This is a genomic window from Shinella sp. HY16 (assembly GCF_028534175.1).
Taxonomy (GTDB): domain Bacteria; phylum Pseudomonadota; class Alphaproteobacteria; order Rhizobiales; family Rhizobiaceae; genus Shinella.
Map to the genome: position 1 here is coordinate 1 of NZ_JAHYXL010000001.1, position 21,763 is coordinate 21,763.

At 63.9% G+C, this 21,763-nt stretch carries 24 protein-coding genes; 12 read left to right on the plus strand and 12 right to left on the minus strand.

Annotated elements, in window-relative coordinates:
- Together dnaA and K0P03_RS00010 are read left to right on the plus strand one after the other, a co-directional pair.
- On the plus strand, positions 1–1,557 hold a 1,557-nt coding region (dnaA, locus tag K0P03_RS00005; protein WP_023512380.1), incomplete at its 5' end, for a chromosomal replication initiator protein DnaA.
- Positions 1,558–1,633: 76 nt separating this feature from the next.
- Positions 1,634–2,131 carry a GNAT family N-acetyltransferase gene (locus K0P03_RS00010; protein ID WP_272788565.1) on the plus strand — a complete coding sequence of 166 codons (498 nt, stop codon included), beginning with the start codon at positions 1,634–1,636 and terminating at the stop codon, positions 2,129–2,131.
- Between the two features lie 11 nt (positions 2,132–2,142).
- Here K0P03_RS00010 and gcvA read toward each other — a convergent pair whose 3' ends face one another.
- Positions 2,143–3,039: a transcriptional regulator GcvA gene (gene gcvA / locus K0P03_RS00015; protein ID WP_272788566.1), complete on the minus strand. Its 897-nt coding sequence runs from the start codon at positions 3,037–3,039 to the stop codon at positions 2,143–2,145.
- Between the two features lie 136 nt (positions 3,040–3,175).
- Here gcvA and K0P03_RS00020 point away from each other — a divergent pair, with 136 nt between their 5' ends.
- Entirely contained in the window at positions 3,176–4,111 is a 936-nt protein-coding gene (locus tag K0P03_RS00020; RefSeq protein WP_272788567.1) for a DMT family transporter, read from the plus strand.
- 125 nt (positions 4,112–4,236) lie between these two features.
- Here K0P03_RS00020 and hemW read toward each other — a convergent pair whose 3' ends face one another.
- From hemW to rph, 4 genes are read right to left on the minus strand one after another with little or no spacing between them, the layout of a single operon-like run.
- On the minus strand, positions 4,237–5,430 hold the full coding sequence (hemW, locus tag K0P03_RS00025) for a radical SAM family heme chaperone HemW (RefSeq protein WP_023512384.1): 1,194 nt from the start codon (positions 5,428–5,430) through the stop codon (positions 4,237–4,239).
- Between the two features lie 6 nt (positions 5,431–5,436).
- Positions 5,437–6,081 (minus strand): RdgB/HAM1 family non-canonical purine NTP pyrophosphatase, encoded by a 645-nt coding sequence (gene rdgB, locus K0P03_RS00030; RefSeq protein WP_023512385.1) that lies wholly within the window; start codon positions 6,079–6,081, stop codon positions 5,437–5,439.
- 8 nt (positions 6,082–6,089) lie between these two features.
- Positions 6,090–6,506, minus strand: coding sequence for a VOC family protein (locus K0P03_RS00035; protein WP_050742650.1), 417 nt, complete (start codon positions 6,504–6,506; stop codon positions 6,090–6,092).
- A 13-nt stretch (positions 6,507–6,519) separates the two neighbouring features.
- The gene (gene rph / locus K0P03_RS00040; protein ID WP_023512387.1) at positions 6,520–7,236 is read right to left on the minus strand and encodes a ribonuclease PH; all 717 of its coding nucleotides are present in this window, start codon (positions 7,234–7,236) and stop codon (positions 6,520–6,522) included.
- Positions 7,237–7,429: 193 nt separating this feature from the next.
- On the opposite strand from rph, the gene hrcA reads away from it, so the two are divergent.
- Together hrcA and grpE are read left to right on the plus strand one after the other, a co-directional pair.
- Entirely contained in the window at positions 7,430–8,506 is a 1,077-nt protein-coding gene (hrcA, locus tag K0P03_RS00045) for a heat-inducible transcriptional repressor HrcA (protein WP_245290111.1), read from the plus strand.
- A gap of 92 nt (positions 8,507–8,598) precedes the next feature.
- Entirely contained in the window at positions 8,599–9,210 is a 612-nt protein-coding gene (gene grpE / locus K0P03_RS00050; protein ID WP_272788568.1) for a nucleotide exchange factor GrpE, read from the plus strand.
- Positions 9,211–9,283: 73 nt separating this feature from the next.
- Here the strand turns inward: grpE and ptsN are convergent, their stop codons facing one another.
- The 6 genes from ptsN to lptC all read right to left on the minus strand — a co-directional run bounded on the left by ptsN (position 9,284) and on the right by lptC (position 14,429).
- Positions 9,284–9,748, minus strand: a complete 465-nt coding sequence (gene ptsN, locus K0P03_RS00055) for a PTS IIA-like nitrogen regulatory protein PtsN (RefSeq protein WP_023516844.1) — start codon at positions 9,746–9,748, stop codon at positions 9,284–9,286.
- Between the two features lie 72 nt (positions 9,749–9,820).
- Positions 9,821–10,396 carry a ribosome hibernation-promoting factor, HPF/YfiA family gene (hpf, locus tag K0P03_RS00060; protein ID WP_024270231.1) on the minus strand — a complete coding sequence of 192 codons (576 nt, stop codon included), beginning with the start codon at positions 10,394–10,396 and terminating at the stop codon, positions 9,821–9,823.
- A 250-nt stretch (positions 10,397–10,646) separates the two neighbouring features.
- On the minus strand, positions 10,647–12,212 hold the full coding sequence (gene rpoN / locus K0P03_RS00065; protein ID WP_272788569.1) for an RNA polymerase factor sigma-54: 1,566 nt from the start codon (positions 12,210–12,212) through the stop codon (positions 10,647–10,649).
- 152 nt (positions 12,213–12,364) lie between these two features.
- Positions 12,365–13,162: an LPS export ABC transporter ATP-binding protein gene (lptB, locus tag K0P03_RS00070; protein ID WP_371260032.1), complete on the minus strand. Its 798-nt coding sequence runs from the start codon at positions 13,160–13,162 to the stop codon at positions 12,365–12,367.
- A 27-nt stretch (positions 13,163–13,189) separates the two neighbouring features.
- Entirely contained in the window at positions 13,190–13,753 is a 564-nt protein-coding gene (locus K0P03_RS00075) for an LptA/OstA family protein (protein ID WP_023515898.1), read from the minus strand.
- Positions 13,754–13,760: 7 nt separating this feature from the next.
- Positions 13,761–14,429, minus strand: a complete 669-nt coding sequence (gene lptC, locus K0P03_RS00080; RefSeq protein WP_037405977.1) for an LPS export ABC transporter periplasmic protein LptC — start codon at positions 14,427–14,429, stop codon at positions 13,761–13,763.
- A gap of 212 nt (positions 14,430–14,641) precedes the next feature.
- Between lptC and sppA the strand changes: the two genes are divergently transcribed.
- From sppA to K0P03_RS00095, 3 genes are read left to right on the plus strand one after another with little or no spacing between them, the layout of a single operon-like run.
- The gene (gene sppA, locus K0P03_RS00085) at positions 14,642–15,592 is read left to right on the plus strand and encodes a signal peptide peptidase SppA (protein WP_272788570.1); all 951 of its coding nucleotides are present in this window, start codon (positions 14,642–14,644) and stop codon (positions 15,590–15,592) included.
- A gap of 9 nt (positions 15,593–15,601) precedes the next feature.
- A complete protein-coding gene (locus K0P03_RS00090; RefSeq protein WP_160858077.1) occupies positions 15,602–15,919 on the plus strand; it encodes an integration host factor subunit beta in 318 nt (105 codons plus the stop codon).
- Positions 15,920–15,963: 44 nt separating this feature from the next.
- Positions 15,964–16,308 (plus strand): LapA family protein, encoded by a 345-nt coding sequence (locus K0P03_RS00095; RefSeq protein WP_023513226.1) that lies wholly within the window; start codon positions 15,964–15,966, stop codon positions 16,306–16,308.
- 12 nt (positions 16,309–16,320) lie between these two features.
- Here the strand turns inward: K0P03_RS00095 and K0P03_RS00100 are convergent, their stop codons facing one another.
- Positions 16,321–16,770 carry an SRPBCC family protein gene (locus K0P03_RS00100; RefSeq protein WP_023513225.1) on the minus strand — a complete coding sequence of 150 codons (450 nt, stop codon included), beginning with the start codon at positions 16,768–16,770 and terminating at the stop codon, positions 16,321–16,323.
- A 134-nt stretch (positions 16,771–16,904) separates the two neighbouring features.
- On the opposite strand from K0P03_RS00100, the gene K0P03_RS00105 reads away from it, so the two are divergent.
- Genes K0P03_RS00105 through K0P03_RS00120 form a run of 4 tightly spaced genes read left to right on the plus strand, consistent with a single transcriptional unit; the run spans position 16,905 to position 21,662 of the window.
- A complete protein-coding gene (locus K0P03_RS00105) occupies positions 16,905–17,972 on the plus strand; it encodes a class I SAM-dependent methyltransferase (RefSeq protein WP_443020524.1) in 1,068 nt (355 codons plus the stop codon).
- Positions 17,969–18,823 carry a TrmH family RNA methyltransferase gene (locus K0P03_RS00110; protein WP_272788572.1) on the plus strand — a complete coding sequence of 285 codons (855 nt, stop codon included), beginning with the start codon at positions 17,969–17,971 and terminating at the stop codon, positions 18,821–18,823. The genes K0P03_RS00105 and K0P03_RS00110 overlap by 4 nt, the downstream gene beginning before the upstream one ends.
- On the plus strand, positions 18,820–19,311 hold the full coding sequence (lspA, locus tag K0P03_RS00115; RefSeq protein WP_050742646.1) for a signal peptidase II: 492 nt from the start codon (positions 18,820–18,822) through the stop codon (positions 19,309–19,311). The genes K0P03_RS00110 and lspA overlap by 4 nt, the downstream gene beginning before the upstream one ends.
- 56 nt (positions 19,312–19,367) lie before the next feature.
- Entirely contained in the window at positions 19,368–21,662 is a 2,295-nt protein-coding gene (locus tag K0P03_RS00120; RefSeq protein ID WP_272788573.1) for a hybrid sensor histidine kinase/response regulator, read from the plus strand.
- Positions 21,663–21,763 lie beyond the last annotated feature (101 nt).

Consider the following 21,763-nt stretch of genomic DNA (forward strand, 5'->3'; position numbering starts at 1 on the left):
ATGCAGATGAATACGGCCAGAACGGCTGGTGCATTCGCGAATGGGGAAAATGCACTGAAGGCGCTCCCGCAAGAAGGGGTGCAGGCGGCGGGGGTTCCATCCGATATGAAGCAGGACGCGATTTTCGAACGGGTCAGCGCGCGATTGAAGGCGCAGGTTGGTCCGGACGTCTTTGCGAGCTGGTTCGGGCGGTTGAAGGTCCATTCCGTTTCCAAGAGCGTCGTGCGCCTGTCGGTGCCGACGACGTTCCTCAAATCCTGGATCAACAATCGTTATCTCGATCTCATCACCAGCCTGTTCCAGCAGGAAGATGCCGAGATCCTCAAGGTCGAAATCCTGGTGCGCACTGCAACCCGCGGCGCCCGCACCGGACTTGCCGAGGATACGGCCGTCACCGAACCCGTCGCGCCGCAGGCGCAGCCGCGCCGCCCGGCAAGCGGCCCGCAGCCCGTCGCCAGCGCTGCGGTCTCTGTTGCCGCAGCCGCCCAGCCGCGCGCGCAGCAGTCCAGCCCGCTCTTCGGCTCGCCGCTCGACCAGCGTTATACGTTTGATGTCTTCGTCGAGGGCACTTCGAACCGCGTTGCCCTTGCCGCTGCCCGCACGATTGCGGAAGCCGGTGCCGGTGCCGTGCGCTTCAACCCGCTCTTCGTCCATTCCAGCGTCGGCCTCGGCAAGACGCATCTCCTGCAGGCGATCGCGCTCGGCGCCCTGTCGAGCGCCCGCAATCCGCGCGTCGTCTATCTGACGGCCGAATACTTCATGTGGCGCTTCGCAACCGCGATCCGCGACAATGATGCGCTCTCCCTGAAGGAGACGCTGCGCAATATCGATCTCCTGATCATCGACGACATGCAGTTCCTGCAGGGCAATTCGATCCAGAACGAGTTCTGCCACCTGCTCAACATGCTGCTGGATTCCGCCAAGCAAGTCGTGGTCGCTGCCGACCGCGCGCCGTGGGAGCTGGAATCGCTCGATCCGCGGGTTCGTTCCCGTCTCCAGGGCGGCGTCGCCATCGAAATGGAAGCGCCCGACTACGAAATGCGCCTCGAAATCCTCAAGCGCCGCCTCGCCGCCGCGCAGCAGGAAGATGGCTCGCTCGACATTCCGGTCGAGATCCTGAGCCACGTCGCGCGCAACATCACGGCAAGCGGCCGGGAACTGGAAGGCGCCTTCAACCAGCTGCTCTTCCGCCGTTCCTTCGAGCCGAACCTGACGATCGAGCGCGTCGACGAGCTGCTCGGCCATCTCGTCGCTGCCGGCGAGCCGCGCCGGGTGCGTATCGAGGACATCCAGCGCGTCGTGGCGAAACACTACAACGTCTCGCGCCAGGAACTGGTCTCGAACCGCCGCACGCGCGTCATCGTCAAGCCGCGGCAGATCGCCATGTATCTGTCGAAGACGCTGACGCCGCGCTCCTTCCCGGAGATCGGCCGTCGCTTCGGCGGACGCGACCACACGACCGTGCTGCACGCCGTACGCAAGATCGAGGAGCTGATTTCGGGGGACACGAAGCTCAGCCACGAGATCGAACTCCTCAAGCGGCTGATCAACGAGTAGACCTGCTCCGCTTCGCCGTGCCAATGCCGTGCTTGCCGCTGGGTTGGCACGGCATTCTGCCTTTGAGGGGCCCGGCATGAGATTGCTTGTCACCTACATGGAACAGCGCGTTGCGCCGGCGGGCCAGCCCCTGCCGGCGCCCGTCGCGGGCCTGGAGCTTCGGCGGGAACGCATGTCCGTGCCGGATTACCTCGCCCTGTACCGGACAATCGGCACGCCGCTCGGTTGGGACTCCCGCCTGAACATGACCCGGGAGGACCTGGCGCTCTTCCTGTCTGCCGCCTCGACGGAAACCTTTGTCCTGCGGGAGGAGGGGCGGCCGATCGGTCTTTGTGAATTCGATGCCGTGGCCGCGCCCGATATCGAGCTCACCCATTTCGGTCTTGTTCCGGCGGCCTATGGCCGGCGCCTCGGCCCCTTCCTGCTGGACACTGCCCTGCGCGCCGTGTGGGCGCGCACGACGCGGCGGGTTTGGCTCCATACGGACACGAATGATCACCCGAAGGCGCAGGCGACCTACGCCCGGGCGGGTTTTGAGGCCTACAGGCAGCAGATGGAAGATTTCGACGACTGAACGGCCTTGTCTCAGTTTCCGCGCACCGCCCGGGCCTCCTCCGTCAGCCATTGCCGCAGCGCTGCGACAGCCGGCCGGTCCAGCGCGCCGGGCGGATAGACGATGTAGTAGGCAAGGCCCGTCGTCACGCCGCGTGAAAAGGGGGCGATGAGCCGGCGCTCCTGGACTTCGCGCGCCACCAGCGACAGCCGAGCCAGTGCCACGCCGTCGCCGGCCTTGGCGGCTTCGATTGCGCCATTGCTGTCGGTGAAGACCGGGCCGCGCTGCACGTCTATGCCGGCAACGCCCATTGCCTCCAGCCAGAGCCGCCAGTCCTGCCGGTGCACGTCATGTATCAGTACGTGGCCGGAGAGGTCCGCCGGCGTATCCAGCGGGGTCTTGTCCTTCAGAGCCGGTGCGATGACCGGCATCAGGTCGTCGTCAAGCAACCTTTCGCTGACAAGGCCTTCGTAGCGGCCGAAGCCGTGGCGGATCGCGATATCGACGCCGTCGCGGGCAAAATCGACGAGACGGTTCGAGGCGCTGATGCGGATGTCCGCGCCAGGCAGGCGTTCCTCGAATTTCGGCAGGCGCGGCACGAGCCACTGGGCGGCGAAGGTCGGCGTGCAGCTGATCGACAGCGTTGCCGGGGATCGTGCCCGGACCAGCAATTCGTCGGTCGCCTCGCGCATCATGCGGAAGGCCGAGCGCATCGCCTTGAAATATCCTTCGCCCTCCTCCGTCAGCCGGATCTGCCGCGGCCGCCGCTCGAAGAGTTGCACGCCAAGCGATTGCTCCAGCTCGCGGATCTGCAGGCTCACGGCACCGGGCGTGACATTGAGCTCGCCGGCGGCGAGCGTGACGCTGAGATGCCGTGCCGCCGCTTCGAAGGCGCGCAGGCCGGAGAGGGAGGGAAGGCGGCCGCTCATGATTTAGTTTTCCTCGCTGAAAAGCCGAAATATGATCGTTTGTACGGCACGGAAATCCGCGGAATTATAACGTGAAAACCGGATTTCGACATCCGGGCATCACGTTCGATTTAGAAAATTTCGCAAGGATGTTCCGATGACCAACCGTAATATGACCGCAGGCGAATGGGGCCTGCTCATCGCGCTCTCGCTTCTCTGGGGCGGCTCGTTCCTCTTCAACGGCATTCTCGTGCGCGAGCTGCCGACGCTCACCATCGTCACTGCCCGCGTCGGCCTTGCCGCCCTTGCGCTCTGGATGGTCGTGCGCCTCGCCGGCTATGCCATTCCGCGCAGCAGGGAGGTGTGGCTCGCCTTCCTCGGCATGGGCGTGCTCAACAATATCATTCCGTTTTCGCTGATCGTCTGGGGCCAGACGCATATTGCGAGTGGCCTTGCCTCCATCCTCAACGCCACCACACCGCTCTTTGCCGTTATCGCCGCCCATCTCCTGACGACGGACGAGAAGATGACGGGCGGGCGCCTCGTCGGTGTCATTGTCGGCTTTCTCGGCGTGGCGCTGATGATCGGCCCCTCGGTGCTCTCCGACCTCGGGGCCAATCTCCTGGCGCAGCTGGCCGTGCTCGGCGGCGCCGTCTCCTATTCGATTGCCGGTATCTTCGGTCGCCGCTTCCGCCGCATGGGCTTGCCGCCGCTGCTGCCGGCCGCAGGGCAGGTGACGGCTTCCGCCGTGCTGATGCTGCCGGTTGCGCTGATCGTCGACAAGCCATGGACGCTCGCCATGCCCTCGGCAGGGACCTGGATGGCCTTGTTCGGCCTTGCCTTCCTTGCCACCGCGCTCGCCTACGTCATCTTCTTCCGCATTCTTGCCACGGCAGGTGCGACGAACCTGATGCTCGTGACCTTCCTCATCCCCGTCAGCGCCATCCTGCTCGGCGCGCTGGTTCTCGGCGAGGTGCTGGCGTCGAAGCATTTTGCCGGCATGGCGCTGATCGCCGTCGGCCTTGCGGCCATCGACGGGCGTCTCCTGCGCATGATCACGGAAAAGCGCCGGCCGATCGGCTCTGACGCTTAGCACATGGTTTGGCGGGGAGTACGAGTTCGGCGGACATGTGCCGAACCGGGCCTCCGGAACAATGTTGGAAAGACATTCCAGAAAGGCCGTTCCAGTGAGGGAGTTTCATTGGAACGGCCGAAGGGTCAGCAGGCGAGATCCGCCACGACGGCGTCGAGAATCAGCATGCCGGCCGGCGTGCAGCGTAGCCGCGAATTGCCAAGCCGCTCGATGAAACCGTGTTCGATGAGGAACTGTTCGCGATCCGGATCCGGATCGCGACCGGACAGCGCCTGCCAGCGGACGAGGTCGATGCCTTCCTTCAGGCGAAGCCCCATCAGCAAAAGTTCGTCCGCCTGTGCCTCGCGCTCCAAAAGCTCCTGGTCGACCATGCCGTGGCCCTCCGCCTCGACAAGCTCCAGCCAGCCCTCCGGCCGCCGCTCCGTCGCGGTGGCGATTTTTGCGCCGCCTGTCGTAAGGCGACCATGTGCCCCGGGGCCGATGCCCACATAGTCTCCATAGCGCCAGTAGGTGAGGTTGTGGCGGCTCTCCGAACCGGGACGGGCATGGTTGGAGACCTCGTAGGCCGGCATGCCCTCGCGCTCGGTGATCTCCTGCGTCGCCTCGTAGAGCACGGCGGACTGCTCGCCGTCGGGGACGACCAGCTTGCCGGCCTTGTGCAGGCCATAGAAGGGTGTGCCTTCCTCGATGGTGAGCTGGTAGAGCGAGAGATGATCGACGGCGTAGGAGACGGCCTCCTTCAGCTCCCGGTCCCAGTCCTCGACGCTCTGGTTGGGGCGGGCGTAGATGAGGTCGAAGGACATGCGCGGAAAGATGTCGCGTGCCAGCCGGATCGCCTTCAGCGCATCGGCAACGTCATGCAGCCGGCCGAGAAACTTCAGGTCCCGGTCGTTCAGCGCCTGAACGCCGAGCGAGACGCGGTTGACGCCGGCCGCGCGGTAGCCGCGGAACCGATCGGCTTCGACGCTGGAGGGGTTTGCCTCCATGGTGATCTCAATGCCATCAGGCACATGCCAGTGGCGGGCGATGCCGTTGAGGATCGCATCCACCGTCTCCGGTGCCATCAGCGAGGGCGTGCCGCCGCCCATGAAGATGCTGGTGACGCTGCGCGAGCCGGTGAGGCGGCGCATCGTCGCCATCTCCTTCAGGAAGGCCTGCACGAAGCGCGGCTGATCGACCGGCTGGTGGCGTACATGGCTGTTAAAGTCGCAATAGGGGCATTTGGCGGCACAGAACGGCCAGTGCACATAAATGCCGAAGCCGGGGTCGGAAAGGTCCGCTCCCATGCTCGGCCGGATATCGAAGGGCACCGCCGTCATCGCGCCTCAAGCCTTCAGGCAGGTTTCGACGAAACGCTTGAAGGCACGGGCGCGGTGCGACAGTGCGGCCGCATCCCCCGGCTTCCAGCCGTGCTTTTCTTCTGCGCTCATCTCGCCGAAGGTCGTCTCATAGCCGTCCGGCCGGAAGACCGGATCGTAGCCGAAGCCTTGCGTTCCGCGTGGCGGCCAGACGACGTGGCCTTCCACTTCGCCGCGAAAGAGTTCGGTATGGCCATCGGGCCAGGCAAGGCACAGCACGGAAACGAAGCGTGCCGTGCGGCCCCTGGTTTCGGTGATGCCCTTGTCGGCAAGCGCCTTCTCCACCTTCTCCATAGCCATGGCGAAGTCACGCGTGCCGTCTTCCTTTTCCGCCCAGTTTGCCGTGTAGACGCCCGGCGCGCCGTCGAGTGCGTCGATGACGAGACCGGAATCGTCCGACAGGGCGGGAAGGCCCGAGGCCTTTGCCGAGGCAAGCGCCTTGATCGTCGCGTTCTCCTCGAAGGTCGTGCCGGTTTCGTCCGGCTCCTCGAATTTCAGTTCGGCGGCGGATTTGGCAGAAAAGCCGAACGGGCCGATCAGGTCTTCGATCTCGCGGATCTTTCCGGCATTGTGGCTGGCGACGACGATCGTCTTGGTGTCGAGCTTGCGCATGAAAATCCTCAAGCGATGTTCCAGAGGCCCGGTTCGGCACATTCGAGGCTGTTGCCGGCAGGGTCGCGGAAATAGATGGAGCGGGCGCCGTTCGGCCAGCAGAAGTCCGCTTCGATGGCGATGCCGGCTTCTTCGAGCTTTTTTACCCAGAAATCAAGCGCCGGGCCGGGCACGCGGAAACAGGCATGGCCCGGGCCCTTCGCGCCATGCACCGGCACCGGAAAGGCGTGGGGCGGCGGCGGATGCACGGTTTCGGCAGGATTGAAGATCAGGAGCACACCGGCGCCGCAGCGGAAGAAGACGTGGCGGTTCGCCTGCCGCGTGATTGTTTCCAATCCCAGGATGCCGCCATAGAAGGCTTCCGCCGCGTCGAGGTCGTCCGCGTAGAGCGCGGTTTCGAGAATGCCTTCGATCGCGGCGGTCATGACGAAACCTGTCTCAGGCGACAGCCTGCTTCTGCAGGGTGACGAGATCGGCGATGCCGGCGCGGGCAAGCGCCATCAGGCTGGAAAACTCCTCCTCCGTGAACGGCTTGCCCTCGGCGGTGCCCTGGATTTCGACGATACCGCCCGAACCGGTCATGACGAAATTGGCGTCGGTCTCCGCGGCGGAATCCTCGAGATAGTCGAGGTCGATGACCGACTGGGCGGCGAAGATGCCACAGGAGATCGCGGCGACATGGTCCTTCAGGACCTTCTCCACCTTGATCATGTTGCGGGCTTCCATCCACTTCAGGCAGTCGTGAAGGGCGATCCAGGCACCGGTAATGGACGCCGTACGCGTGCCGCCGTCAGCCTGGATGACGTCGCAGTCGACGGTGATCTGGCGCTCGCCGAGCGCTTCGAGATCGACGACGGCGCGCAGCGAGCGGCCGATGAGGCGCTGGATTTCCTGCGTGCGGCCGCCCTGTTTGCCGGCAGCGGCTTCACGCCTCATGCGGTCGCCGGTGGCGCGGGGCAGCATGCCGTATTCGGCGGTGACCCAGCCCTTGCCGCTGTTGCGCAGCCATGGCGGCGTCTTGTCTTCAAGGCTGGCCGTGACGAGCACATGCGTGTCGCCGAACTTGACGAGACAGGAGCCTTCGGCATGTTTGGAAATATTGCGCTCGAAGGAAACCTTGCGCATCTGGTCGGTTTTTCTGCCGGACGGCCGCATTGCGAACTCCTGTCTGAATTATCTGGGAAGCTGCTTTAGACCAGATCGCCGGGCGAGGGAATGGCAGCGCGGGGCAAGGCTTGTGTTTTGGCGCCTTGCGGCGGAAAATCGCGGCGGGAAAATCCGTTTTGCGCTCTCTTGCGAAATCACTATATTCCTGTCGGATAACAGGGTTTGCAGCGGAAAGATGGTTTTGAAGAAATCTCCGGGTCCTGACAGTCAGGCAGCGCTCGACGAGCGTTCGGGCGAAATCTTCCGCCGTATCGTCGAAAGCTATCTGGAAAGCGGCGAGCCTCTCGGCTCGCGCAACCTGTCGCGCATTCTGCCCATGTCGCTCTCGCCGGCCTCCGTGCGCAATGTGATGAGCGATCTTGAGGAACTCGGCCTCATCTATTCGCCGCATATCAGCGCCGGACGTCTTCCGACGCAGCTTGGCCTGCGCTTCTTCGTCGATGCCTTCATGCAGGTGGGCAACATTTCGTCGGAGGACCGCGCCTCGATCGAGCGCCATGTGCGCCCGCACGGCCAGAAGCACACCGCCGTCGAGACCATGATGAACGAGGCGAGCCAGGCGCTGTCGGGCATGTCGCGCGGGGCCGGCCTCGTCATCACCACGAAGAACGACGCCATCCTGAAACATGTCGAGTTCATCCGGCTGGAGCCGACCAAGGCGCTCGTCGTGCTGGTGGGCGATCACGACCTGGTGGAGAACCGCATCATAGAGCTTCCGGCGGGCGTCACGAGTTCGCAGCTCACCGAGGCCGCCAATTTTCTCAACGCCCACCTTGCCGGTAACACGCTGCTGGAGGCGCGCGCCCAGCTGGAGCGGTTGCGCGGAGAAATCAGCGGCGAGCTGGACAAGCTGTCGCAGGACCTCGTCGAGCGCGGGCTGATGGTCTGGTCCGGTGGTTTCGATGAGGGCAAGCCGACGCGGCTCATCGTGCGCGGCCGGGCGAACCTCCTGGAGGGGCTCGCCGGCGCCGAGGATATCGATCGCCTGCGCATGCTCTTCGACGACCTCGAGCGCAAGGACAGCCTGATCGAGCTCCTGAACCTGGCCGAGACGGGGCCGGGCGTGCGTATCTTCATCGGCTCGGAAAACAAGCTCTTCTCGTTGTCCGGTTCCTCGCTGATCGTCGCCCCCTATCGCGACGGTGACGACAAGATCGTCGGCGCCGTCGGCGTTATCGGGCCGACGCGGCTCAACTATTCCCGGATCGTGCCCATGGTGGACTACACCGCCCAGCTGATCTCGCGGCTTTCACGCTGACGGCCTGCAAACCGGGCATCAGCCCTTGATTTTTCGGGATCAAAGCTCGATATCGGGCCCAAACCCTTACAAGATGGAATTCGGAGTACGTCATGACCGACGAGAACAAGAACCATGGACCTGACGAAGCGGTAGAGAACATTCTTGCCGCCGACACGTATGCGCCGGAAGAGGCGGGTGATCCGGCGGAGCCGGATCCGGTCGATGCGCTGCGCGCGGAAAATGCCGATCTCAGGGACAAGTACCTGCGTCTCGCCGCCGAGATGGACAACCTGCGTCGCCGCACCGAACGCGACGTGAAGGATGCCAAGTCCTACTCCGTCGCCGGCTTTGCCCGCGACATGCTGGCCGTGTCGGACAATCTGCGCCGCGCGCTGGACGCCATTCCAGCCGATGCCCAGACCACGGAAGATGCCGGTCTGAAGGCACTGGCCGAGGGCGTGGAGATGACCGAGCGTTCCATGCTCGCCGCCCTCGAACGCCACGGCGTGCGCAAGCTCGACCCGATCGGCGAGAAGTTCGACCCGAACTTCCACCAGGCCATGTTCGAAGTGCCGAACGCTGATGTCGCCAACAACACGGTCGTGCAGGTCGTGCAGGACGGTTACGTCATCGGCGAACGCGTGCTGCGCCCGGCCATGGTCGGCGTTTCCAAGGGCGGCCCGAAGGCACCCGCCGGTGATGCAAGCACCGCACAGGCCTGATCAGGACCGACAGGACAAAGAAAAACCGGCGGTCGCAAAACCGCCGGTTTTTTCGTGCCCATTCTAGAAAATGTCAGGCCGCGTTCGATGCCTGCTCCTCGCTGAGGCAGGCATAGATGGCGCTCTCGCTGTCGGAGGCGCGCAATTTGGCAACCATGGCCGGATCGCGCAGCACGCGGGCGATGCGCGAGAGGGCCTTGAGGTGATCCGCGCCGGCACCTTCCGGGGCCAGAAGCAGGAAGACGAGGTCGACCGGCTGGTCGTCCAATGCCTCGAAGTCGACGGGGGTTTCGAGCCTCGCGAAGAGGCCGGTGATCTGCGAAAGCTCCTTCAGCTTGCCGTGCGGGATGGCGATGCCATTGCCCACGCCGGTCGAACCGAGCCGCTCGCGCTGAAGGATGACGTCAAAAATCTCGCGTTCCGGAAGCCCGGTGATCTTTGCCGCTTTTGTCGCCAGTTCCTGAAGCAGCTGCTTCTTGGAGTTGGCCTTCATCGCCGGAATAATCGCACTCTGCTGCAGCAAACCTGCCAATGCCATGCTTTTGTCCTCGTGCGCTGGGTGAAGGTTTGAAGAGGCGTGGCGCCCGTCCCGGCGCCACGCTCCCGTCACTCAGCCTTTGATATTGGCTGGGTCGATCCAGCCAATATTGCCGTCGTTGCGTCGGTAGACGATATTGAGCTGCTCCGAGCCTGCGCTGCGGAAAAGAAGAACCGGATCGTCCGTCAAGTCGAGCGCCATGACGGCGCTGGCGACGGACATGGTCCGCAGTTTCTTCGTGCTTTCCGCAACGATGGTCGGCGCGTAGTCCTCGGGAAGCTCGTCGTCTTCCTCGGGGACCGAATCCATCACCGTGTATGCCACTTCTGCAAAGGCATCGTGACCATTGCCGTTGTGGTGATCCTTGAGCTTGCGCTTGTACCGACGCAGGCGCTTCTCGATCCGTTCCGAGGCCGATTGGAAGGCCGCCAGGGGATCGTTCGCTTCGCCGTTTGCCTGCAAGGCCATGCCGGTATCGAGGTGTACCTTGCAATCGGCACTGTACCGCGACCCCGCTTTTTCCACGGTAACCTGGCTCGAATATCCTCCGTCGAAATATTTGGTTACGGCCTCTCCGACCTGCTCTTCAATGCGCTGACGGAAAGTTTCGCCGATTTCCATATGTTTACCGGATACACGCACACTCATGGAGGTTTCCTCTCTTTCGTGATTTGCGTGCAACAGTCTATTCCAACCTTATCCACGTTCCAAGCGTTTCACGCATGCGCTGTTTTTTGCATCGCACACTCCAGAAAAGCGGGGATATATCTGGAATTCCGGTCTGCCTTCCCTTCGGAAGTGGGGCGCGCATTAGCCCGTCCCGTTAACGAAGTCAATTCCCGAGTTCACGCAATCTTAACGTCTGTCATACGCAAAGGCCTGATATCCCGGCTTTGCTTCACGACGCGGCGGCTTTGGCCAGCGCCCGCTTTTCCCGCCGCCGCTGCACGGAGGAGGGGATGTTCATCGCCTCGCGGTATTTTGCCACGGTGCGGCGGGCAAGGTCGACGCCGCCCTGACGCAGGACATCGACGATATCGTCGTCCGAGAGCACCGCGTCGGGCTGCTCCTGGGCGATCATGGTGCGGATGCGGTGGCGCACGCTTTCGGCCGAATGGGAATGACCGCCTTCCGCCGAGCCGATCGAGACCGTGAAGAAATATTTCAGCTCGAAGAGACCGCGCGGCGTCAGCATGTACTTGTTCGAGGTGACGCGGCTCACCGTCGATTCGTGCATCTTGATCGCCTCGGCGACCGTCTTCAGGTTCAGCGGGCGCAGGTGGTCGACCCCGTACATCAGGAAGGCATCCTGCTGGCGCACGATCTCGGTCGCCACCTTCATGATGGTGCGGGCGCGCTGGTCGAGGCTGCGCGTCAGCCAGTTGGCTGTCTGCAGGCATTCGTTGAGGAAGCCGGAATCCGCGCTGTCGCGGCGCGTACGGCTGGAGACGGAGGCGTAGTAGTCGCGGTTGACGAGCACGCGCGGCAGTGTGTCGGCATTGAGCTCGACATGCCAGGTTCCGTCCGGTGCAGCGCGCACGACGATATCAGGCACCACGGCCTCCGAGGCGCTGTTCTCGTAGCGCGTGCCGGGTTTGGGATCGAGCTTGCGGATTTCCGCCAGCATGTCGATGAGGTCCTCCTCGCCGACGCCGCAGAGTTTCTTCAGTGTTGCGAAATCGCGTCGGGCGAGCAGTTCGAGGTTATCGACGAGCGCGGCCATGGCCGGATCGAGCCGGTCCTTCGCCTTCAGCTGGATGGCGAGGCATTCGCTGAGCGAGCGGGCAAAGACGCCGGGCGGATCGAGTTCCTGCAGGCGGTAGAGCACGCGATCGACGTCAGCCACCGGCTTGCCGAGGCGCAACGCCGTCTCGGCCGTGCTGCCCTGGAGATAGCCGGCCTCGTCGAGCTGGTCGACGAGATGCTGGGCGACCAGTCGATCGACTGCATCGGGAAGGATGAAGGGAATCTGCTCGTTCAGCACATCGCGCAGCGTCTTGCGAGTCGCCACGAAGTCATCGAGGTCGTAACCTTCGCTGTCCTCGCCGCCGCCAGGCATGGATTTCCACTGGCCGATGAGCTCCGGCGCGTCGGCGGCGCGGGGACCGGTATCGTCGGGAAAGACGTTTTCAAGGCCGCCGTCAAGCGTTTCGGGCGCGCTGCCGGCGCTGCCGCTGGTCGCGTTGTCATAAAGATCCGGCTGGAAGCCTTCTTCGCCGCTGCTGCCTTCTGCATGGCCGCGATCTTCGCTCGGCAGGGCATAATCCTCGCTGCCGCGTTCGTTTTCCCGCGCGCCCTCCTCACCGGAGGCGATCTCCAGGAGCGGATTCTTTTCGACTTCCTGCGCGATAAACTGGTTGAGCTCGACATGAGTCATCTGCAGAAGCTGGATGGACTGCATGAGCTGGGGGGTCATCACCAGCGACTGGTTCTGGCGCAGGAAAAGGCTGGCTGCGAGTGCCATGCGGACGCTCTACTCCCCGGAAAAGCAGCCTCCGACCGACAGGATCCAGGAGGCGAAATCCAACTGGCCCAAAAATTGCTTTTTTGATGGGTTTGGTCAAGCGCCAGCCGCGAACTTGGTGAAAATCGCAGCGATCACGCATGGAGTTTGCGTCAGAGGCTGAAATTATCGCCAAGATAGAGGCGGCGCACATCCGGATTGGCGACGATATCGTTCGCCCGGCCATGGGTCAGCACTTCGCCGGCATGGATGATATAGGCGCGGTCGATGAGGCCCAGCGTCTCGCGCACATTGTGGTCGGTGATGAGGACGCCGATGCCGCGCGAGGTGAGATGGCGCACCAGCGCCTGGATGTCGGCGACGGAAATTGGATCGACACCGGCAAAGGGTTCGTCGAGCAACATGAAGGTCGGGTCGGTCGCAAGAGCCCGGGCAATTTCGAGACGTCGCCGCTCGCCGCCCGACAGCGCGATGGCCGGCGACTTGCGCAGGTGCGAGATCGAGAATTCGGCAAGCAGGCTGTCGAGCTTCTGCTCGCGCCGGGCCTTGTCCTTGTCGTGCACTTCCAGAACCGCCCGGATGTTCTCCTCCACCGTCAGCCCGCGAAAGATCGAGGCTTCCTGCGGCAGATAGCCGACTCCGAGACGCGCGCGCCGATACATCGGCATGGTCGTGACGTCGTTGCCGTTGATCTCGATCGAGCCCACATCGACAGGCACGAGACCGGTGATCATGTAGAAACAGGTCGTCTTGCCTGCGCCGTTCGGGCCGAGCAGGCCGACGGCCTCGCCGCGGCGCACGACGAGCGACACGCCGTTGACGACACAGCGGTCGCGATAGCTCTTGGTCAGCCCGCGGGCAATGAGGGTCCCGTCGTAGCGCGAAAGATCGGCGCTGCGCTGGGGCTCCGGCGCAACCTTCCTTGGGCGGCGCGTCAGACGGGAGAGCAAAGAGGAGGACACGGTTCGGGCGCTATATCAGTTCGTGGTCTTGCGGGACTTGGGGTCGAGCTGGATCATGACACGGCCGCCGCAGGCGTCGAGCTTGGCCTCGCCCGTGCGCATGGTCACGGTCAGCTGGCAGCCGACGAAGACGTTCTTGCCCTCCGACAGAACGACCTTCTCGCCCTTGAGAAGCAGGGTCTCGTTGACGAGGTTGAACGTGCCGGTGTCGGCTGTCGCTTCCTGCGTGCCGGATTTCAGGTAGACCTTTTCCGAAACGTCGATCTTCTCGATGTCCGCATCGCCGCTGGCCACCGAACCGCCACCGCCGGCAGCGTAGTAAACGACCATCTTGCCCGCCTGCAGCGTGGTCGTACCCTGCACGACCTTCACATTGCCGGAAAACTCGGCCTTGTTCTCCTGGTCGCGGATCTCGAGCTTGTCGCTCTGGATCTGGATCGGCTTGTCGTTCGACAGCTGCATGCCCTTCATGCGGCTCGACGTCTGCTGGGCGCCCGCGGGAACCGAGATCAGCGCGAGGCTTGCGGCAAGAACGGAGATGCTGGCGGCCCGGAGCGGGGCGGAGAGAGTGGCGAACATGGCGCTCTTACTTTTCTCGGTTGCGGATGGCGGCGGGGTCGACGTCGACGACGACCTTGCCCTCGAAGACGACGATCCGGCCTTTATCCGTCATTCTCAGCGACTGCGCAACAATGGATGCTTCGCGCGAGCGGATGGAAACCGGCTCCTGCGTCGACATGTTGCCGCCGTCGATATCGAGATGGGCGGAGCGGAAGGCGGCTTCGAGGCCGGTGCTGAGGCTGATGGTGAAGGGGGCGATCATGTCGAGCAGGTTCTTGCCACGGTCGTAGACCCCGGTGGCGGCGACGACTTCGGCAATCGTGCTTTCGTTGACCGGCACCTTCGCCTTGATGTTTTCCAGCGTCAGCACGTCCGGCTGCTTCATGTCCTGAAGTGCGCGCTCGGCTTTCATGGAGTAGCTGACGCCATCCTTGTTGCGGCCGGAAATCGCCGGATTGCGCATCACGATCTTGCCGTCCTCGATGGTGGCGCTTTCCACCTGCAGGTTGGACGGAACATAGGTGCGCACGATGGAGACGATGACGAAGATGACGCCGATGACGATGGCGGCGACCGGCAGGGCGACCTTCAGGAAGCGCACGCGGGCAGAATGCCGCGTCGCGAGGCGGTAAGCCTCGGCAGAAGCGCCTATGCCCTGTGCACCCGACGGTGCTTCTGTCACGGTGTCCAGCATTGTGCCTGCAAGATAGAGTGCCGATATGGCCTTCGCTGCGAAACGAGGGGTCCTGTCGATAACGGCCCCCATATGGCGATTATTCCTCAACAAACAATGTCTGCCCAGGAAAGTTCAGCGACGAATTGCCATTTGCGTCTGGAATGCCATATCGATAGGGCCTTCGGCAAGCCACCCCGCAACCGGGCGGCCACCAGAATTAGGGACAGGGAATGGATCACTCCGCCATCGCCGACCGCCGGCAGCTCCGCCGCAAGCTGACCTTCTGGCGCATCGCCGCCATTGGGATTGCGCTTCTCGCCGTTTTCGCCGCGGCTGCGTGGCGCTGGCCGGATAGCGGCGCACGCGACCATATCGCCCGTGTCAGCATCACCGGCATCATCCAGGACGATGCCGAACTCCTGGAACGCCTCGACCGTATCGCCCGCAACGACCGGGCGAAGGCGCTGGTCGTGACGATCTCCTCGCCCGGCGGCACCACCTATGGCGGCGAGGTGATCTTCAAGGCGCTGCGCAAGGTGGCGGAAAAGAAGCCCGTCGTCTCCGACGTGCGCACGCTCGCTGCTTCCGCCGGTTACATGATCGCGACGGCCGGCGACACGATCATCGCGGGCGAAAGCTCGATCACCGGCTCGATCGGCGTGCTCTTCCAGTATCCGCAGATGAAGGAACTGATGGACAAGATCGGGGTCTCGCTCGAGGAGATCAAATCCGCACCTCTGAAGGCCGAACCCTCGCCGTTCCATCCGGCCAGCGAGGAGGCCAAGACGATGATCCGCGCCATGGTGATGGACAGCTACGACTGGTTCGTCGACCTCGTCGTCGAGCGCCGCAATTTGCCGCGCGCCGAGGTGCTGCGCCTTGCCGACGGCAGCATATTCACGGGTCGCCAGGCGCTTGCCGCCAAGCTCGTCGACCAGCTCGGCGGTCCTGAAGAGATTCGCGCCTATCTCGAAGAGCGCAAGGTATCGGCCGATCTTCCCTTCGTGGAGTATCGATCGACGAACCGCTCGGGCTTCTCCTTCATGGGCGCCAGTCTGCGCGACTTTGCTCGCTCCATTCTCGGCCTGCCGCTCGACCTTCAACCGACGATCGAAAAGCTGACCGGCGAAAAGTTGTTTCTTGACGGTCTGGTCTCGGTTTGGCAGGTTGATCGCGATTGAAAAACAAGAATTTTTGAGGGGGATACTGTGATCAAGTCGGAACTGGTTCAGATTGTCGCCGCGCGCAATCCCCACCTTTACCACCGCGACGTCGAGAACATCGTCAACGCGGTGCTCGATGAGATCACCGATGCGCTCGCCGGCGGAAACCGGGTGGAGCTGCGCGGCTTCGGCGCCTTCTCCGTCAAGAACCGCCCTTCTCGCTCGGGGCGCAACCCGCGCACGGGCGATGCGGTCTTCGTCGAGGAGAAGTGGGTTCCCTTCTTCAAGACCGGCAAGGAGCTGCGCGAGCGGCTGAACCCCGGCCAGGCCGACCAGGACGACTAAAGCGCGGGCGCCCGACCGGCGCCTTGCGCCAGAAAGGTGACGCCATGATCAAGAGAGTAGTCAACATCCTCGTGCTCATCCCGATCGGCATCGTGCTGATCGTGCTGTCGGTGGCGAACCGGCAATCGGTGACGCTGGCGCTCAATCCGTTCCGGCCGGAAGACAGCGTGCTCTCCGTCACCGCGCCGTTCTTCGTCTATCTCTTCCTCGCGGTGATCTTCGGCCTGGTGATCGGCTCGCTCGCCACCTGGTTCACCCAGGGCAAATACCGCAAGCGTGCCCGCATCGAGGCGAGCGAAGCCGTCAAGTGGCACGGCGAGGCGGAAAAGCACAAGACGCGCGCCGAGGCCATCGCCTCGCAGGCAATGCTGCCGGTTTCCGGGAAGTAGGCGCTTCCCGCGTCAGGCCGCGCCCCCGTTCAGCTTTGTGCCGAGATCGGCAAAGAATTGTGTCGCGAGCTTCTTCGACGTCGAATCGATGAGACGTGAGCCGAGCTGCGCGAGCTTACCGCCGATCTGTGCCTTGACGTCATAGGCGAGAATCGTGCCGTCGCCGTCCTCGGTGAGCCGCACATCCGCGCCGCCCTTGGCAAAACCCGCAATGCCGCCCTTGCCTTCGCCGGAGATTGTGTAGCTCTCGGGCGGGTTAAGGTTCGACAGCGTCACTTCGCCGCTGAAGCTGGCAGAGACGGGGCCGATCTTGATCTTCACGGTGGCTTCCAGCTCGTTCGGTGATTTCATGGTGAGCGACTGACAGCCCGGGATACAGGCCCTCAGTACATCCGGATCGTTGAGTGCCGCCCAGACGGCCTCGCGCGGGGCAGCAATGCGTTCTTCGCCGGACATGTCCATGATCGATCCTCCTTCATTGAAGCAAAACTATCGCAATCGGAAAGCGCTTTGCCAAGTGGGGGAGGGATGGTATGGGGACCGCTTGTTTTCCGGCATTGCCGGCAAGAAATTCAACCGACGACGGACGATCGATCGTGAAGGACAGACACCGCCGGCCGAAGAGCGGCCCCGCCGCGCCCGCCAGGGCGCGCGCCGAGAGGGCCCCGGCCGCAAAGGCCTCCGCCCCGCCGAAGAAGGAGCTCCGCCCGGCTCCCGAGGCGCCTGCACGCCCGTTGATGCGCCGCGAAGGCGAAAAGCCGGCCGAACGCGTGCCGGTCATCCTGGAAACCGCAGGGTCCGACCAGTATCGCCTGATCGACAGCGGCGCCGGAGAAAAGCTCGAACAATACGGCCCTTACCGCATCGTGCGGCCGGAAGCGCAGGCGCTCTGGCAACGTAGCCTCCCGGGCATCTGGGACAAGGCGGACGCGCTTTTCACCGGCGATACGGACGAGGACGGCATGGGGCGCTGGAAATTCCCCAAGGCCGCGCTCGGCGAGACCTGGCCGATGCACTTGCTCGGCGTCGATTTCCACGGCCGCTTCACCGCCTTCCGCCATGTCGGCGTCTTCCCGGAACAGCTCGCCCACTGGAGCTGGATGAAGGAGAAGGTCGAAACGGCCGGCCGGCCCGTCAAGGTACTCAACCTCTTCGGCTATACCGGCGTCGCCTCGCTGGTCGCCGCCAGCGCCGGTGCGGAAGTCACCCATGTCGATGCCTCGAAGAAGGCGATCGGCTGGGCGCGCGAGAATCAGACGCTCGGCCGCATGGAAAAGCTGCCGATCCGCTGGATCTGCGAGGATGCGATGAAGTTCATCCAGCGCGAGGAGCGCCGCGGCAGCAAATACGACATCATCCTGACCGATCCGCCGAAATTCGGCCGCGGCCCGAACGGCGAGGTCTGGCACCTCTTCGACCATCTGCCGCTGATGCTGGACGTCTGCCGGGAAATCCTGTCGCCCAAGGCGATCGGCCTCGTGCTGACGGCCTATTCGATCCGCGCGAGCTTCTACTCCATCCACGAACTGATGCGCGAGACCATGCGCGGTGCCGGCGGCACGGTGGAATCGGGCGAACTCGTCATCCGCGAGAGCGGCCCTGACGGCAGGGATGCCGGACGTGCGCTCTCCACCTCCCTCTTCAGCCGATGGGTCAGCGCATGAGCCACGATCATTCTCCCACGCGCCGTGTCGGCCAGGTGAAGGAGGTGACGAGCCTTTCGAACCCGATCGTCAAGGACATCAAGGCGCTCGCCAACAAGAAGGACCGCGACGAAACGAAGAGCTTCATGGCGGAAGGCCTGAAGCTGGTCATCGACGCGCTGGAGCTCGGCTTCGAGATCCGGACGCTGGTCTATGCCAAGAACGTCAAGGAAAAGCCCCAGGTCGTGCAGTGCGCGACGAAGACGGTGGCGCGCGGCGGACTGGTGCTGGAAGTCAGCGAGAAGGTGTTGGCCTCGATCACCAGACGAGACAACCCGCAGATGGTCGTCGGCATCTTCACCCAGCGCTGGACGCCTCTCCGGGACCTGAAGCCGCAGACCGGCGAAACCTATGTCGCGCTCGACCGGGTGCGCGATCCCGGCAACCTCGGCACGATCATCCGCACGGCAGATGCGGCGGGCGCGAGCGGCGTCATCCTCGTTGGCGAGGCGACCGATCCGTTCTCGATGGAGACCGTGCGCGCTACGATGGGCTCGGTCTTCGCTGTGCCGCTGGTCAAGACGAACGTTGCCGATTTCCTCGCCTGGAAGAAGGCGGCGGGTGTCGAGGTCGTCGCGACGCACCTTGCCGGCGCCGTCGATTACCGCAGCATCGATTACAGGAAGAAACCCGTCGTTCTCCTGATGGGCAACGAGCAATCCGGCCTGCCGGACGAGCTGGCCCGGGCAGCGGATGCGCTTGCCCGCATCCCGCAGGCTGGCCGCGCCGATTCGCTCAATCTTGCCATCGCCACCGGCATCATGCTCTTCGAAGCCCGCCGTCACCTGCTGACGCTGGAAGCCCGCGCATGAGCGAACGCATTCCGCTGATGTCCCGGCCGATACCTGTCGTCGTCGTCATCCTCCTGGCGCTCGCCGTCGACCAGGTGGTGAAGTTCGCCGTCGAGATGTGGCTTCCCTTCCAGGAAGCGGTGCATGTGATGCCGATGCTGGCGCTCTACCGCACCTACAACTACGGCGTCGCCTTCTCGATGCTTTCGGGCATGGAGACCTGGTTCATCATCGCGCTGCGGCTCTTCGTCGTCGGCTTCGTCGTGTGGCTCTGGCGCCAGACGCCGAAGGCGCGCGGCGTCGCCCATGCCGGTTATGCCTTCATCATCGCAGGCGCCTTCGGCAACATCATCGACAAGGTCATCTTCGGCTACGTCATCGACTACGTGCTTTTCTATACGGAAACCTGGTCCTTCGCGGTGTTCAATCTCGCCGACACGTTCATCACCATCGGCGCCGCACTGGTCATCCTCGATGAACTCCTCCTGCTGCGCCGGCGCGATCGTTAAAATTCGAACGACTTGCTGAAGCCGATTTGAACGGTCCGCGTGTTATGCGGACGGTCATGAGCGAACCTGTGAAGCTACAAGACCGGCTCAAGGCCGAATTTGTCGAAGCGCCGCGCCCTTCCGGCCGTACACGCACACAGACGGATGCGGCGGCCGATCCGCAAGCCGTTGCGGCGACGGTGCCCGCCCCCAAGTCCGAGCCGGAAAGCCATGCGATGGTCCGCAGCATGGTCGCCGGCGTCGGCCTGCTGTTCGGTGCGCTCGTGCTGGCCACCGGCATTGCCGCCGGGTTCTACATCGCCGCTGTCGTGCTCGGCCTGGCCGGTATTGCCGGTGGGGTCTTCCTCTTGCGCGCGCATCGACCGGCATCCGGCATCGAGACGACACATGACCGCTCCTGGGAGCGTAGCGAGACCTCTGAAATCCTCTCCGCCATCCATGACGTGCTCGGCGACATCGTCGTCATGCGCGCGCTCGATGGCCGCATTCTCAGTGCCAATGCCGTTCTCAGCGACCTGACGGGTGCAAGCGAGGTCGTCGGGCGAACCTGCGAGGGGCTCGGCCTCACCTTCCGCTCACAGGCCATCGCCCATCGCTACGACGTCGATGTCGAGGGCCCGGCGGGCAAGCGCATCTATTCCTGGCACGATGTCACGGTGCGCGATCCCGTATCCGGCGATCTCGTCGTGCATTCCATTGCCCGTGATGTCACCGAAGAGCGCCGTGCCGAGGGTGAGCGCGAGCGCGCCCGCCAGCGCGCCGAGGAGGCGAGCGCGGCAAAGTCCCGCCTGCTCGCCACCGTCAGCCATGAGATCCGCACGCCGTTGTCGGGCATCCTCGGCATGTCGCATCTCATCGGCCAGACACGGCTGACGGCCGAGCAGAAGAACTACCTTGCCGGCATGCGCCAGTCCGGCCACGCGCTCGTCCAGCTCGTCGATGATCTTCTCGACTTTTCCACCATCGAGGCTGGCCGCTTCCAGCTGCGCCCCTCGGAAGAGCCGGTCCGGCCGATGCTGGAAAGCGTCGTGGAAATGCTCTCCCATCGTGCCCATGAAAAGGGTATCGAGATCGGCTCCTACGTCTCGCCCGACGTGCCGGGCCTTCTCCTCTATGATGCGCCGCGCCTGCGCCAGGTGCTCTACAACGTCGTCGGCAATGCGGTGAAATTCACCCACACGGGTGGTGTCCTTCTGGAAACCACGCTCGATCGCGGCGCCGTTATCATCCGCGTCACCGACAGCGGGCCCGGCATGAATGCCGAGGAACAGGCACGTATCTTCCATGAGTTCGAGCAGACCGGAAGCGCCGCCCAGCGCAGTGGCGGCACCGGCCTTGGCCTTGCCATTTCCGCCCGCATCCTCAGTGAGGCCGGTGGTGCGCTGACGCTTGAAAGCACGCCCGGCAAGGGCAGTACCTTCACCATCCGCATGCCGGTCGATCGTCCGCACAAGGTCGCGGGTGCGGGCGGTGCGCGCAAGGGCGTTCTGAAGGGCAGCGTGGTCTTCCTTCTGGCGCCCGCCGGCCCGGCCTCCAGGGCGCTGGTGCGTACCATCGCTGCGCTCGGCGGCACTTGCCATCTGGCGACAGGTCTCGACGAGGCGCTCGACCTTGCCCAAGGCCTTGCCGGCAAGCGGGTCGAGCTGACCGACATCATCGTCGACAACCGCCTTGCCGGCGTCTTCCGCCGGGAGCTTGCCGACATTGCGATGTTCCGCGACAGCCGTGCGCGCCGGATCTATCTCGTTAATCCGGAGGAGCGCAGCGGCCGCGCGATCGGCAATGGCGAAGGCTACGATTCCTGGCTCATCCGGCCTCTGCGCGAACGCTCGCTGGTCGAGGTGCTGCGCGGCCGCATGAAGGGCATCGAGGTGCGCGATGCGATCAACGACAATCGCCCGATCCTGAAGGATCTGCCGCCCGCCGCCGCCGAGCCGGTAGAGGCAGTCCCGACGGGTGCGCGCATCCTTCTCGCCGAAGACGATCCGGTCAATGCCATGCTGGTGCGCTCGGTGCTGGAGCGGGCCGGCCATATCGTACGCCATGTGCCGGACTATCCGGCCCTTGTCTCCGCGCTTGCGGGGGCGACGGATGCAGGACCCTTTGCCGCCGATCTCATCCTCACCGATCTCGGCATGCCGGGCGGCGAGGGCAAGGAGATGATCACCCGCATCGTGCGGTGCGATTACGGCAATGCCCGCCTGCCGGTTGTCGTGCTGACGGCGGACAGCCGGACGGGGCTGCGCGAGGAGCTTCTGGCGACAGGCGCCGATGCCGTGCTGGCCAAGCCCGCCGATCCCGTTCAGTTGATTGCGGAAATCGCCCGCCTCGCCCGGCGCGCATCCGCCTGATCTTCGCCGGCTTACGGGTTTTCGCTATCCAAGCAGGCCTTGCGTCATTATCTTGTTGCAGAATCGTGGTTAAAACCGCGAAGTTTCGTTTGACGGGTACA

Bases quoted from the DNA above. Each gene is read 5' to 3' on its own strand.
- K0P03_RS00100 (WP_023513225.1), bottom strand. From the start codon at position 16,770: ATGGACATGTCCGGCGAAGAACGCATTGCTGCCCCGCGCGAGGCCGTC.
- hemW (WP_023512384.1), bottom strand. From the start codon at position 5,430: ATGACGGCGGTGCCCTTCGATATCCGGCCGAGCATGGGAGCGGACCTT.
- K0P03_RS00035 (WP_050742650.1), bottom strand. From the start codon at position 6,506: ATGACCGCCGCGATCGAAGGCATTCTCGAAACCGCGCTCTACGCGGAC.
- gcvA (WP_272788566.1), bottom strand. From the start codon at position 3,039: ATGAGCGGCCGCCTTCCCTCCCTCTCCGGCCTGCGCGCCTTCGAAGCG.
- hpf (WP_024270231.1), bottom strand. From the start codon at position 10,396: ATGAGTGTGCGTGTATCCGGTAAACATATGGAAATCGGCGAAACTTTC.
- K0P03_RS00010 (WP_272788565.1), top strand. From the start codon at position 1,634: ATGAGATTGCTTGTCACCTACATGGAACAGCGCGTTGCGCCGGCGGGC.
- K0P03_RS00020 (WP_272788567.1), top strand. From the start codon at position 3,176: ATGACCAACCGTAATATGACCGCAGGCGAATGGGGCCTGCTCATCGCG.
- ptsN (WP_023516844.1), bottom strand. From the start codon at position 9,748: ATGGCATTGGCAGGTTTGCTGCAGCAGAGTGCGATTATTCCGGCGATG.
- rpoN (WP_272788569.1), bottom strand. From the start codon at position 12,212: ATGGCACTCGCAGCCAGCCTTTTCCTGCGCCAGAACCAGTCGCTGGTG.
- K0P03_RS00095 (WP_023513226.1), top strand. From the start codon at position 15,964: ATGATCAAGAGAGTAGTCAACATCCTCGTGCTCATCCCGATCGGCATC.
- lptC (WP_037405977.1), bottom strand. From the start codon at position 14,429: ATGCTGGACACCGTGACAGAAGCACCGTCGGGTGCACAGGGCATAGGC.
- rph (WP_023512387.1), bottom strand. From the start codon at position 7,236: ATGCGGCCGTCCGGCAGAAAAACCGACCAGATGCGCAAGGTTTCCTTC.
- sppA (WP_272788570.1), top strand. From the start codon at position 14,642: ATGGATCACTCCGCCATCGCCGACCGCCGGCAGCTCCGCCGCAAGCTG.
- grpE (WP_272788568.1), top strand. From the start codon at position 8,599: ATGACCGACGAGAACAAGAACCATGGACCTGACGAAGCGGTAGAGAAC.
- K0P03_RS00120 (WP_272788573.1), top strand. From the start codon at position 19,368: ATGAGCGAACCTGTGAAGCTACAAGACCGGCTCAAGGCCGAATTTGTC.
- K0P03_RS00075 (WP_023515898.1), bottom strand. From the start codon at position 13,753: ATGTTCGCCACTCTCTCCGCCCCGCTCCGGGCCGCCAGCATCTCCGTT.
- rdgB (WP_023512385.1), bottom strand. From the start codon at position 6,081: ATGCGCAAGCTCGACACCAAGACGATCGTCGTCGCCAGCCACAATGCC.
- K0P03_RS00110 (WP_272788572.1), top strand. From the start codon at position 17,969: ATGAGCCACGATCATTCTCCCACGCGCCGTGTCGGCCAGGTGAAGGAG.
- lspA (WP_050742646.1), top strand. From the start codon at position 18,820: ATGAGCGAACGCATTCCGCTGATGTCCCGGCCGATACCTGTCGTCGTC.